The sequence below is a fragment of the Paeniglutamicibacter psychrophenolicus genome, assembly GCF_017876575.1.
Lineage (GTDB): Bacteria > Actinomycetota > Actinomycetes > Actinomycetales > Micrococcaceae > Paeniglutamicibacter > Paeniglutamicibacter psychrophenolicus.
The window spans coordinates 3,951,741-3,964,232 of the sequence record NZ_JAGIOE010000001.1 but is presented as its reverse complement, the minus strand read 5'-3'; the positions used below and the strand labels follow the sequence as shown (position 1 = coordinate 3,964,232).

The window sequence follows — 12,492 nt, the reverse complement described above, 5'->3', positions numbered from 1 at the left end:
CGTCGGCCATGCCGAGTCTTCCGGGTGGAAGCCCTGTGGCCGCTACTGGCGCTTCCACCCGGCAACCAGGTCCGCCAGTGGAGCCAGACGGAAATCAGGATGATCGACAAACCCAGACCATGTGCGATTGTTGGGGTCCAGCCAGTCATTGGCGACCAATATCCGGCAACCGAAAGCGAGCAGGGCCTGGACTTCGGCGGAGAAATCAATCTGGTAGGGGCAGGCCACGGCCGAATGAGGTGGAGCGTCGGTAAGTACGAGAACGGTCTGCGGTCCGATGTCTTCAACAATCTCTTTGCACCGTTGCATCGCATCCTCCAGCGCTTCATCAATGTCCCCGCCGGACCCGCGGGGCTGGACACCAATGCTGTCGGCCAGCTGCGTCATCGCGGGAAAGGGACCCAGCTTGCGAACCAGGAACGGTTCGTTCTGCCCATGGTCACTGAACAGGACGACTCGGAATTCCTTGAAAGGAAATGCTTCCACGTTGCCAAACGTCGAGAACGCCGAGTCGATCCGAGAGTGCATGCTTCCGGTGACATCGACCACCAGCACGAGTCCGGGTATCTGAGATGGCTCGGTCGCGGGCCCAGCCATCGTACCCGGGGCAGGCGACAAAGCAATCCTGAGCGACTGCTTGAAGCCTTCGGGCACGTGGCCCGGGCGAAATTGGTCTGCGAGATGGATGCTCGTCCAGGCATCGCCATGGTTGTGGCAGGGGTCGGAGTCTTGGCGAAAATCGCAGTGGTTGCAGATCCACGTTGCGATGGGATGCAGGCCAATCGCATATCGTTGGGCAACACCCAGTGCCGTCTTGCGGCCGAGCTTCGTTTGATCCAGCGACGCATCTGCTTCAAGAGGCTTTCCAACCGTCATCTTTATGCGGTCCTTCGCTTCCACAACGAAGAGATCTCGGACGTAGGGTGGTGGTGTGGATATTGCAAGGTCTGGTGTGAGAATCCCCGAATCCGCAGTGCGCATGGGTTCGCGCCAAACATCGAGAATCACTGTTTTGTCGGTACCCATATGTATCCTGGCAACCGGTGAATTGGCAGGCCCGACCGATAGGACCCATGCGCCATCTACCGAGGGCAGCAAGCTCAGCTCCACTTCCCAGGCAGCGTCTTCGCAGGCATCGAGAGTGGCACATAGGAGCCAAACTTCGTAGAGCAAATCGCGCTGTTTCCACAGAGGCAGATTCAAGAACTCCTCAATGGCTTCGATCCGTTTGGAAAAGTCGATTTCAGAGGTTGCTTCGAGGACGTCATTTTCCAGCCAGGCGGTGGCCTCCTGGCATGACGAGGCCACCCAAGATAACCAGTCTTCCAGTGCGGCCGGATCTTGGAAGATCCGCTGCTCGGTTTCAGGACGTTGATTCTCCGCCCATATCTGCAGTTTCCGCATCGCCACAAAGCCTGCGAGGTCGCTGACTCCCGAGCCATAGTAGTAATGTTCCGCAGGGCGCTTTGAAACTTCGAGATCGTCCCCCAATCCGATTGTTGAAACCTGGTCGATGGTCAGCACAAGGCCGGGACACGCCGTAATCCAGAATGTGCGTTCCGCACGGAAGCGCTCAATTTCTTCCAGAAGATAGTTTTCTTGCCTGTCGGCAACACCGTCGCCGAAGACTTCCCTGGCTGCTTCCGCAATATCCAAGCCAGCAAGCATGTCCAGATGTGCAGCGTGCGATCGCACAAGTCCTTCTGCCGCATTGGTAAGAAGTGCGGCAGCTTCGTGGGCTTGATTCCAAAGGATGAGGGCAGGTGTCCAACCCGGATCGGCTTCCGCACGCTGTCGGACGAGTGGGCCAACCCACGCCAGATCCAGTACTGCATTGACGAGCCTGTCATCGTGGTCGTCGTTTATGGGCCAGCGTCCGTATGACACGCCATTGTCCCAGCGCGTAAATGACTTGAGCGCTTGCTCGTCCATCACACCCACGGGAATGTGCTGGAGCACTTCCATGAGGTGGTGCACGCGTTCCAGGAAGCCAGGACTGATTGTCAGGCTCGATTCGTCGACACCGCTTCGCTTCAACCGGAACGTGTCCGAGGTGCCGGAGGTCGACGTGCTGTGCTGCGCAAGCCGGGTAAAGACCTCGTCTAGCATTGACACGAATCGTCCGCCGCATCGGACCACAGCGTTGAGCAGATCTTCTGCTGACGGGGCAGCCTTTGCCAACTGCGCGGCAGCCGACTTTTGCAGGACCTCCGCGCGATTAAGTTTCTTGGGTGACACGGCAGCATCTATGTCGTTCCAATTGAGCCCAAAGGCGCGGAAGACCTCATCCACCACGCCTTCTTCGTGTTTTCCAGTCCCAACCTCCAGCCCTTGTAGTAGTAATTCCGCGAGACGGTTACGCAGGTCTTGATCAGTCATGGCATTTCCCAACCTTCTTCAGGCACGATGATGTAAGCGACAAAGGGAGCGCTTCTTGGTGGGTTGACTCGCGGAATCGTGAAGGCGGCGAGCCTACTTCTTGCCGAAGAGCCCGCCGAGGATGCCGCCCAGATCCAAACCTCCGGCACCCTGGCCCGCCTGCTGCTGGCCGGCGTTGTCCCCGCCGCCGAAGAGCCCGCCCAGGATGCCGCCGAGGTCCAGCCCGCCGGGAGCCTGGCTTCCGGAGACACCCTGACCGCCAAGCAAGCCGCCGAGCAGTCCGCCCAGGCCGCCGGCGGAGGAGGTGGCCTTCTTGGCCAGGAACGCCATGACCAGCGGGGCCAGGATCGGCAACGCCTTTTGCACCAGCGCGCCGAGGTCCACCCCGCCGCCGGCCGCGCCGCTGAGCTGGGAGGCAAGGGCCGACTGGTTCTCGCCCAGGGCATGCTGCACGATCTTTTGCCCGTCATCGGTGTCCACCGCGTCGATGTCGACCCCGCCGTCCAGGAACGTCGCGTCGTGCTGTGCGATGGCCGCGGACAGGGCGTCGGCGCCGTCGGGGGAGGCCGCGTTGTTTTGCAGGCCCGCCAGCAGCGAGGGAAGGGCGGTGGCGGCGGTGGCACGTGCCGTGTCGGCATCGACCCCCAGCTTCGCCCCGAGCTGGTCCAGCGGGATCATGTTGAGCAGTTCGTTCAGGTCGGCCATCGAGAGCTCCTTGTGATTGGGGGACCGGTGGATTCGGGGCCCTGGGCCCCATCCTATGGCGCACACCACCTCGATGGGCCGCACTGCGGACAAGAATCGGCACTTGGAGTATTTGTCGTCCATAATGGTTATGGCCGTGCTCGAATCGGCCGCCCGGATCACCAGCGAAGGAGCAACGTGCACTATTGGAAAGGCCTCGAAGCCGTACCCCCCGGCATCGGCCCGTCGGTAGTGACCATTGGCAACTTCGACGGGGTCCACCGCGGTCACCGGGAGGTGCTTGCCGCCGTGGTTGCCACGGCCAGGGAACGCCACGCCAAGGCCGTGGCCATTTCCTTCGACCCGCACCCGGCACAGGTGCACCGCCCCGACGCTGCCCCGGAACTGATCATGGGGATCGAGGACCGCATCGAGACGCTCGCCGAGGAGGGCCTCGACGGGTTGCTGATGATCCGCTACACCCTGGACTTCGCCCGGGCCAGCGCCGAGGAATTCGTTGCGAAGGTCATCGTGGGCGCGCTGAACGCCTGCACCGTGGTCGTGGGCCACGACGTGCGCTTCGGACGCGAGAATTCCGGGGACTTCAACGTGATGGTCGCCCTGGGCAAGCAATACGGTTTTGACGTCATTGGCGTCGAGGACGTGGGGGAGCACCGCCGCTGGTCCTCGACCTGGGTGCGCGAGGCGCTGAACCGCGGCGAGGTGGCCACCGCCGCCCAGATCCTGGGACGCCCGCACCGCATGCGCGGCGAGGTAGTGCACGGGGCCGCACGCGGCCGCGAGCTGGGCTTCCCCACCGCAAACCTCGACCCCGCTGCCTCCGGCATCATCCCGGCCGACGGCGTGTACGCCGGCTGGCTGGTGGACGAGGCGCAGGTGCGCTGGCCCGCAGCAATCTCCGTGGGCTCCAACCCGACCTTCGAGGGCGTCAGCCGCCAGGTCGAGGCACACGTGATCGACCGTCCCGCCGAGGGCGTGGAGGACTTCGACCTCTACGGCCAGCAGATCATCGTGGAGTTCGTCGAGCACCTGCGCCCGATGGTGGCCTACCGCGGCATCGAGGCGCTCATCGAACAGATGCGTGAGGACGTCGCACGCACCCGGACCGTCTTGCTAGATGCCTGATTCGACCCCGAAAACCGGCGAGCAGGCCCCTCGGCCGGTTCCCGGTTTGCCCGCCCGCGCCTTCACCATGGACGCCAAACGCCGCCGCGAACTGGCCACGGCGTTCAAGGTCGGCGGCGCCCACTATGACGCCGTGCGTCCCAACTACCCTGATGCAGCACTTGCCTTCATGGTCCCCGCGACCACACGCGACGCCGTGGACGTGGGAGCAGGAACCGGGATATTCACCGCACAACTCTTGGCCCGCGGGCTGAACGTCACGGCGGTCGAGCCCTCACTCGACATGCTCGCGGTGCTGCGCGAACGCCTGCCCGAGGTCAGGGCGCAGGAGGGGACCGGGGAAGAGACCGGGCTGGAGGAATCCAGCGCGGACGTCATCACCTACGCCCAGGCCTGGCACTGGGTGGACCCCAATGTTGCCAGCACCGAGGCTGCCCGCGTGCTGAAACCAGGCGGGAAATTGTCCCTGGTGTGGAACCAGCTCGATGTCTCGGTGCCCTGGGTGCACCGCCTGGCCCGGATCATGCATGCCGGGGATGTGCACCGGCCGGACTTCGTCCCGCCGGTGGGCCCGGAATTCCATGCCCCCGAGTCCGGTTCCTGGATCTGGGAGCAATCGCTGAGCGCCGAACAGGTCATCGAGCTGGCCAAGTCCCGCAGCTATTACCTGCGTGCCGGGGCGGCGACCCGGGCGAGGGTTGAGCACAACCTGTCCTGGTACCTCTACGACCACCTGGGCCACACGCCGGGGGAGCCGTTCGGGTTGCCGTACCTGACCCATGCGTGGCGGGCGAGGCTGCGCAGCTAGAATCCCGTGGGTTGGCTCAGGCCAGTGCAGCGCCGCGTACGCTACGATCGGTGGTATTCCGAACATCGTCGTTGCAAGCTGCTTGTCAGGAGCTTAAACGAGTAAGACATTCTTGGTTGCCTTCGGGGCAATGGCCCCGGCAGAGGCCGTTCTCATCCTGTCGATTCCCCCTTTGTTTGGCCAGCATCAGCCCTACCGGGAACAGGTCACCGGGTGGGCAGGTGGACTCTTTGTCGTGCTCGCCGCGATCGTGATCTTCCTAAAGTGCGCTGCTCGGCGCGGGCCCCAGCCGACAGGTACCGAATAGGCGACGCTCGATCCTTCTCCAGAAACACCGGTGCCTGTGGCGCTTCGGATTCCTTGAATTCGGTTCGGTTTCGATCCAGCGGGAGTGTCTCTCGGTGAGCCGAGATGTTGGTGGTCTGGGCCTTTATGCGTGGCGAGCGAGGGTGCACCGCCGGGGGCTTGGCACGGGTGGGGATCACCGCGTCACGCAGCCCCGGAGACCTGGCCTGCATGACGCCGCCGGTTTCCCGTGCGGCGGAGCGTTTCGCCGCCGGATCCGCAAGCGGATGCCCCGGGCATCGGCAGGGGGTGTGATGGTGGTCTCAATCCTTCCGTGTTACCGTGAGGGGACTTCGAGGTTCTGGGCCCGGTCACACCGGTAATTGCCATTTGGGTTCGGGCATATGCATTGATTGATTCCGGCGTTCTTGCACCGGGGGAGAAGGATCATCATGGGCACCAGTATGAATTCCGGCTTGACAGATGCCTTGATCAAAACCCGAAGGTTTTTTACCAGCAAGGAGGCGGTGTCCCCCGACGGACGCACCCTGCTCAAAGTCGGCGGGCGTAGCGGGGACGCGTTCTACCGGGATCGCTGGAGCCACGACAAGGTGGTCCGCTCGACCCATGGGGTGAACTGCACCGGCTCCTGCTCGTGGAACGTGTACGTCAAGGACGGCATCATCACCTGGGAAACCCAGGCCGTCGATTACCCAACCACCGGGCCCGACAAGCCGGAATACGAGCCGCGCGGCTGTCCGCGCGGTGCTTCCTTCTCCTGGTACACCTACTCGCCGACCCGCACGCGTTATCCATACATCCGCGGGGTGTTGCTGGAGATGTACCGGGAAGCCAAGTCGCGCCTGGTGGACCCGGTGCTGGCCTGGGCGGATGTCACCGAGGACCCGGAACGCGCGCAGAGGTACAAGCAGGCCCGCGGCAAGGGTGGACTGGTGCGTGCCAGCTGGGACGAGGCGGTCGAGATCGTCGCCGCCGCGCATGTGCACACCATCCGCAAGTGGGGGCCGGACCGGGTGGCAGGTTTCTCGCCGATCCCGGCCATGTCGATGGTCTCCCACGCTTCCGGGGCCCGGTTCGTGAACCTGATCGGCGGCTCGATGCTGAGCTTCTACGACTGGTACGCCGACATGCCAATCGCCTCCCCGCAGGTTTTCGGCGACCAGACCGATGTGCCCGAATCGGGGGACTGGTGGGATGCCGGATACCTCATGATGTGGGGCTCCAATGTTCCGGTGACCCGGACCCCCGACGCCCACTGGATGACAGAGGCGCGTTACCGGGGGCAAAAAGTGGTCGTGGTGTCTCCCGACTTTGCCGACAGCACCAAGTTTGCCGATGAATGGCTGGCCGCCGAGCCGGGCACCGACGGCGCCCTGGCGATGGCCATGGGGCATGTGATCCTCAAGGAATTCCATGTCGAGCGGCAGACCCCCTACTTCACCGGGTACGTGAAGAAATATACCGACCTGCCGTTCCTGGTCATCCTGGACGAAGCGCAAGACGCGGACGGGGCGCGCACCTTCACCGCCGGAAAGTTCCTCACCGCAGAGGACCTGACCACGGAAATCGCCCATGAAGAGGAAAACGCGGCCTTCAAGGCGGTGCTCGTGGATGCGGCGACCGATTCCCTGGTGGTGCCCCCGGGCACCCTGGGCCATCGCTACGGCGAAACGGGCGTGGGCAAGTGGAACCTGGACTTGGGGGACATCGACCCGAGGCTCACGCTGCTCGACAACGCCGATGAAAACGTGAGTGTGGACATGCCGCGCTTCGACGCCGGGCAGGGCAACATCGGGGTCATCCGCCGCGGGGTTCCGGCACGCCGGGTCGCCGGCCGGCTGGTGACCACCGTCTTTGACTTGCTGCTGGCCCAATACGGGGTGGGACGCCCCGGGCTTCCGGGGCAGTGGCCCACCGGCTACGACGACGCCGACTCCCCGTACACCCCGGCCTGGCAGGAAAAGATCACCGGGGTCCCGGCGGCTGCGGCCGAGCGGATCGGCCGCGAGTTCGCGCAAAATGCGGAGGACTCCAAGGGCCGGTCCATGATCCTGATGGGTGCCGGAACCAACCACTGGTTCCACTCGGACACCATCTACCGCACCTTCTTGACCATGACCACGGTCACCGGATGCCAAGGAGTCAACGGCGGGGGCTGGGCCCACTACGTGGGCCAGGAAAAGGTCCGTCCGCTGACCGGATACACGCAGCTGGCCAACGCCCTGGATTGGATGCGTCCGGCGCGGAACATGGTGCAGACCGCTTATTGGTACCTGCACACCGACCAATTCCGCTACGACCAGTTCGGCGCGGACGCGCTCACCGCCCGTACCGGCAAGGGCCAGCTGGCCGGCAAGACGACCGCCGACGTCATCGCCCAGTCCGCACGCCTGGGCTGGATGCCTTCCTATCCCACCTTTGACCGCAACCCGCTGGTCATCGGCGCCCAGGCCCGGGAAAAGGGGCAAACCGCTGCGGACTACGTGGTCGAGGAGCTCAAGGCCGGGCGCCTGTCCTTCGCCGCGGAGGACCCCGACGCCCCGGAGAATTTTCCCCGGGTGCTTTCGCTGTGGCGCTCGAACCTGATCGGTTCCTCGGCCAAGGGCAACGAGTACTTCCTCAACCACCTTTTGGGGGCCTCGCACACCATCACTGCGAAGGAAACGGCCGAGCGTTTCCGGCCCAAGGACGTGAAATGGCACCAGGAGGCACCGATCGGCAAGCTTGACTTGCTGACCACGCTTGATTTCCGGATGACCAGTTCGACCCTGCACTCGGATATCGTGCTGCCGGCGGCGACCTGGTATGAGAAATACGATCTGTCCACCACGGACATGCACCCGTTCGTGAACTCCTTCAACCCCGCCATTTCTCCGCCCTGGCTCGCGCGCACCGACTGGGATGCGTGGCAGGAGATCTCCCGGGTCTTCAGCAAGCTGGCCGAACGCCACCTGGGCACGCAGACCGACGTGGTTGCCGCACCGCTGACCCACGACACCCCCGACGCGATGGCGGTTCCGCACGGGAAGGTCAGGGACTGGAAATATGGCGAATGCGAGCCCGAGCCGGGCGTCACCATGCCCAAGATCATCGAGGTCGAGCGGGACTACACCGCGATCGGCGAGAAGATGCGATCGGTCGGGCCCCTGTTGGACACCCTGGGTGCCACCACCAAGGGCATCACCTTTGAGCTGGGCCCCGAGATCGAGGAACTGAAGAAGAAGAACGGTGTCGTGCGCGGAGGTGTGGCCCACGGGCGCCCGGACATCCTCAAGGACTTCCAGGCCTGCGAGATGATCCTGATGCTCTCCGGCACCACCAACGGGCGCCTGGCGACCGAGGGCTTCAAGACGCTGGAGAAGCGCACCGGCACCAGGCTGCACGACCTGGCCTCGGAACACGAGGGCAAGCGCATCACCTTTGCCGACACCCAGCGCGGGCCGGTGCCGGTGATCACCTCGCCGGAATGGTCGGGCTCCGAATCCGGGGGACGGCGGTACTCCCCGTTCACCATCAACGTCGAGCGGCTCAAGCCCTGGCACACGCTCACCGGGCGGATGCACTTCTACCTGGACCACGACTGGATGACCGAACTGGGCGAGTCGCTGCCCACCTTCCGCCCTCCCCTGGACATGACCGCGCTGTTCGATGAACCGGAGATCGGCTCCACGTCGTCGGCGGGCGTCACCGTGCGGTACCTGACCCCGCACAACAAATGGTCCATCCACTCCGAATACCAGGACAACCTGCTGATGCTCTCGCTGTTCCGGGGCGGGCCGGGGATCTGGATGAGCCCGATCGATGCGGCAAAGATCGGGGTGCAGGACAACGAATGGATCGAGGCGGTCAACCGCAACGGCACCGTCACCGCCCGGGCCATCGTCTCGCACCGGATGCCCGAGGGAACCGTCTACATGTACCACTCCCAGGACCGGCTGATCGACATGCCGCTATCGGAGACCAGCGGCCAACGGGGCGGCAACCACAACTCGTTGACCCGGCTGATGATCAAGCCCACGCACATGATTGGCGGCTACGCCCAGCAGACCTACGCCTTCAACTACATGGGGCCCACGGGAAACCAACGCGACGAGGTCACCGTGATCCGCCGCCGCAGCCAGAAGGTGGAGTATTGATGCGTGTCATGTCACAGATGGCCATGGTGATGAACCTGGACAAGTGCATCGGTTGCCACACCTGTTCGGTCACCTGCAAGCAGGTCTGGACCAACAGGTCCGGAGCCGAGCACGTCTGGTTCAACAACGTGGAAACCCGGCCCGGGCAGGGATACCCGCGCACCTACGAGGACCAGGACAAGTGGAAGGGCGGCTGGACGCTGACCAAGCGCGGGCGGATCAAGCTCAAGGCCGGGGGACGGCTGAAGAACCTCATGACCATCTTCGCGGCCCCCAACCTGCCGGGTATCAAGGACTACTACGAGCCGTGGACCTACGACTACGACAACCTGACCACCGCCCCGGCCCAGAAGCACATGCCGGTGGCACGGCCCAAGTCGCTGCTGACCGGGCAGGACACCAAGATCACCTGGTCCTCGAACTGGGACGACGACCTGGCCGGGTCGACGCAGAACACGCACAACGACCCGATCCTGAAGCAGGTCGGGGACAAGATCAAGTTCGAATACGAACAGACCTTCATGTTCTACCTGCCGCGCATCTGCGAGCACTGCCTGAACCCCTCCTGTGTGGCTTCCTGCCCCACGGGGGCCATCTACAAGCGCGAGGAAGACGGGATCGTGCTGGTGGACCAGGACCGCTGCCGCGGCTGGCGCCAGTGCGTGGGCGGTTGCCCGTACAAGAAGATGTATTTCAACCACAAGACCGGCAAGGTCGAGAAGTGCACCTTCTGCTACCCGCGCATCGAGATCGGCCAACCCACCATCTGCTCGGAGACCTGCGTGGGCCGCCTGCGCTACCTCGGTCTGATGCTCTACGACGCCGACAAGGTGTTGGAGGCGGCGTCCACGACCGACGAGCACGGCCTCTACGAGGCCCAGCGCAACGTGTTCCTGGATCCCCGGGATCCGGAGGTCATTCGCGAAGCGAGGCTGGCCGGCATTCCGGACGATTGGGTGGAAGCGGCCCAGCGCTCGCCGATCTGGGCCCTGATCAACGAATACAAGGTGGCACTGCCGCTGCACCCCGAGTACCGCACGATGCCGATGGTTTGGTACATCCCACCGCTGTCCCCGGTCGTGGATGCGGTCGGGGCGACCGGGGAAGATCCGGAGCACCAGGACAACCTGTTTGCCGCCATCGACAAGCTGCGGATCCCGATCGAGTACCTGGCCGGGCTCTTCACCGCGGGGGACACGGTGCCGGTGGACCGGGTGCTGCACAAGCTTGCGGCCATGCGCTCCTACATGCGCGACATCAACATGGGATGGGAACCTGACGAGTCCATCGCCGAATCGGTGGGGATGACCGGGCAGCAGATCCGGGACATGTACCGGCTGCTGGCCATCGCCAAGTACGAGGAGCGCTACGTGATCCCGGCGGCCCACTACGAGGACGCCCACAAGTTGGAGAACATCGCCACGGACTGCTCGCTGAATGTCGAGGGAGGACCGGGCATGGGCGGCATGGGTGGCATGGATGATTCCTTTGGGTCCGACCCGGCCGGCCAGGGACCGGATGTCCCGGGCCGTCCCGCAGGGGTGCGCATCAACCTGCTGAACTGGAACGGCCAGGGCACGCCCACCGGGTTGTTCCCCGGCACGCCGCCGGCACCGGGAGGCACCCCGTGACGCCCAAGGTGCCGGCCCTGAAGTACACCCCGGAGGAAGTCACCGCGGCCTGGCAGTGCGCCTCCATCCTGCTGGACTATCCCGACGAGCTGCTGTTCTCGCGCCTGGACCTGCTCGAGGAGGTCGCCGCGTCCCTGCCTGCCAGGATCGGTACGGGTTTGCTCGAAACGATCCAATACCTGCGCCGGCCCGGGGTGGCGGACACCCAGAGCCAATACGTCGACACCTTCGACACCCGTCGGCGCGGCTGCCTGTTCCTGACCTATTTCTCCAACGGCGAGACCAGGAAGCGGGGGTTGGCGCTGCTTCGCATCAAGCAGGTCTACGCCCGGGCCGGCCTGGAGCTGGCCCCGGAGCAGCTGCCGGACCACCTGTGCGTGGTCCTGGAATTCGGCGCGCTCACCGATGCCAAGGCAGGCCTGAAGATCATTCTGGACAACCGGGCCGGCCTGGAGCTGCTGCGCCTTCACCTGCGCGAAACCGGCTCGCCATGGTCCGGTGCGGTCGAATCGGTCTGTTCCACCCTCCCGCTGCTAAAGGGCAAGGACCACGAAATCGTGGCGCGGCTGATTGCCGAGGGGCCCGCGGACGAACAGGTTGGACTGGACACCTATGGAATGCCGGACTTGGCACCGATTCAGGGAGGCGCATGATGGACAACGGATGGGAAGTATTCCTGTGGCTGATTTTCCCCTACATCTGCCTGACGGTCTTTGTCCTGGGGCATATCTGGCGCTACCGCTATGACAAATTCGGATGGACCTCGCGCTCGAGCCAGATGTACGAGAGCAGCATCCTGCGCTGGGCCAACCCGATGTTCCACTTTGGCATCCTGGCCGTCTTCCTCGGCCATGTCATGGGACTTGGCATCCCCAAGAGCTGGACGGATGCCGCGGGCATTTCGGATGGGGCATACCACTTCATGGCGATCTCGGTGGGTGCCGTTGCCGGGGTCTTCACCATTGTGGGATTCATTGGACTGCTTTACCGGCGCCGCTTCACCAAGGCGGTGATGGGGGCAACCACCGTGATGGACAAGATCATGTACCTGGTGCTCGGAATCGTGATCCTGGGCGGACTGGTGAACACCGCCTCCGGGGTGGTGGGGCACTACAACTACCGGGAAGGGGTGTCGGTCTGGTTCCGCAGCATCTTCTACTTCAACCCGCAGCCGGAGTTGATGGTTGGCGCCCCGCTGAGCTTCCAGTTCCACGCGATTGCCGCCATTGCGCTGTTCGCGCTGTGGCCCTTCACCCGCCTGGTGCACGTGTTCACCGCGCCGGTGGGCTACTTCTTCCGCCCCTATGTGCTGTATCGAAGCCGTGACGCCCACGAGGGGTCGCGCGCGCACCGGCGCGGCTGGGACAAGATCGATACGATCCCGCGCCGCCCCAAGTGAGCG

Annotated in this window: 8 protein-coding genes; 6 read left to right on the top strand and 2 right to left on the bottom strand. The window is 64.1% G+C overall.

What is annotated here, in order from left to right:
• Positions 1-42 precede the first annotated feature (42 nt).
• Both JOF46_RS17945 and JOF46_RS22600 read right to left on the bottom strand, forming a co-directional pair.
• On the bottom strand, positions 43-2,379 hold the full coding sequence (locus tag JOF46_RS17945) for a vWA domain-containing protein (protein WP_209909652.1): 2,337 nt from the start codon (positions 2,377-2,379) through the stop codon (positions 43-45).
• A gap of 93 nt (positions 2,380-2,472) precedes the next feature.
• Positions 2,473-3,084, bottom strand: a complete 612-nt coding sequence (locus JOF46_RS22600) for a DUF937 domain-containing protein (protein WP_209909650.1) — start codon at positions 3,082-3,084, stop codon at positions 2,473-2,475.
• 177 nt (positions 3,085-3,261) lie between these two features.
• On the opposite strand from JOF46_RS22600, the gene JOF46_RS17935 reads away from it, so the two are divergent.
• The 6 genes from JOF46_RS17935 (at position 3,262) to narI (ending at position 12,489) form a co-directional block, all read left to right on the top strand.
• Entirely contained in the window at positions 3,262-4,209 is a 948-nt protein-coding gene (locus JOF46_RS17935) for a bifunctional riboflavin kinase/FAD synthetase (protein WP_209909647.1), read from the top strand.
• The gene (locus JOF46_RS17930; protein WP_209909644.1) at positions 4,202-5,017 is read left to right on the top strand and encodes a class I SAM-dependent methyltransferase; all 816 of its coding nucleotides are present in this window, start codon (positions 4,202-4,204) and stop codon (positions 5,015-5,017) included. The genes JOF46_RS17935 and JOF46_RS17930 overlap by 8 nt, the downstream gene beginning before the upstream one ends.
• A 737-nt stretch (positions 5,018-5,754) precedes the next feature.
• Positions 5,755-9,459 (top strand): nitrate reductase subunit alpha, encoded by a 3,705-nt coding sequence (locus JOF46_RS17925; RefSeq protein ID WP_209909641.1) that lies wholly within the window; start codon positions 5,755-5,757, stop codon positions 9,457-9,459.
• Positions 9,459-11,090: a nitrate reductase subunit beta gene (gene narH, locus JOF46_RS17920; RefSeq protein ID WP_209909638.1), complete on the top strand. Its 1,632-nt coding sequence runs from the start codon at positions 9,459-9,461 to the stop codon at positions 11,088-11,090. The genes JOF46_RS17925 and narH overlap by 1 nt, the downstream gene beginning before the upstream one ends.
• Positions 11,087-11,743, top strand: a complete 657-nt coding sequence (gene narJ / locus JOF46_RS17915; protein ID WP_209909635.1) for a nitrate reductase molybdenum cofactor assembly chaperone — start codon at positions 11,087-11,089, stop codon at positions 11,741-11,743. The genes narH and narJ overlap by 4 nt, the downstream gene beginning before the upstream one ends.
• Positions 11,743-12,489: a respiratory nitrate reductase subunit gamma gene (gene narI / locus JOF46_RS17910; RefSeq protein WP_209912012.1), complete on the top strand. Its 747-nt coding sequence runs from the start codon at positions 11,743-11,745 to the stop codon at positions 12,487-12,489. The genes narJ and narI overlap by 1 nt, the downstream gene beginning before the upstream one ends.
• Positions 12,490-12,492 lie beyond the last annotated feature (3 nt).

Coding starts and splice junctions, on each gene's coding strand:
- JOF46_RS17945 (WP_209909652.1), bottom strand. CDS start 2,379: ATGACTGATCAAGACCTGCGTAACCGTCTCGCGGAATTACTACTACAA.
- JOF46_RS17925 (WP_209909641.1), top strand. CDS start 5,755: ATGGGCACCAGTATGAATTCCGGCTTGACAGATGCCTTGATCAAAACC.
- JOF46_RS17930 (WP_209909644.1), top strand. CDS start 4,202: ATGCCTGATTCGACCCCGAAAACCGGCGAGCAGGCCCCTCGGCCGGTT.
- JOF46_RS22600 (WP_209909650.1), bottom strand. CDS start 3,084: ATGGCCGACCTGAACGAACTGCTCAACATGATCCCGCTGGACCAGCTC.
- narH (WP_209909638.1), top strand. CDS start 9,459: ATGCGTGTCATGTCACAGATGGCCATGGTGATGAACCTGGACAAGTGC.
- narI (WP_209912012.1), top strand. CDS start 11,743: ATGGACAACGGATGGGAAGTATTCCTGTGGCTGATTTTCCCCTACATC.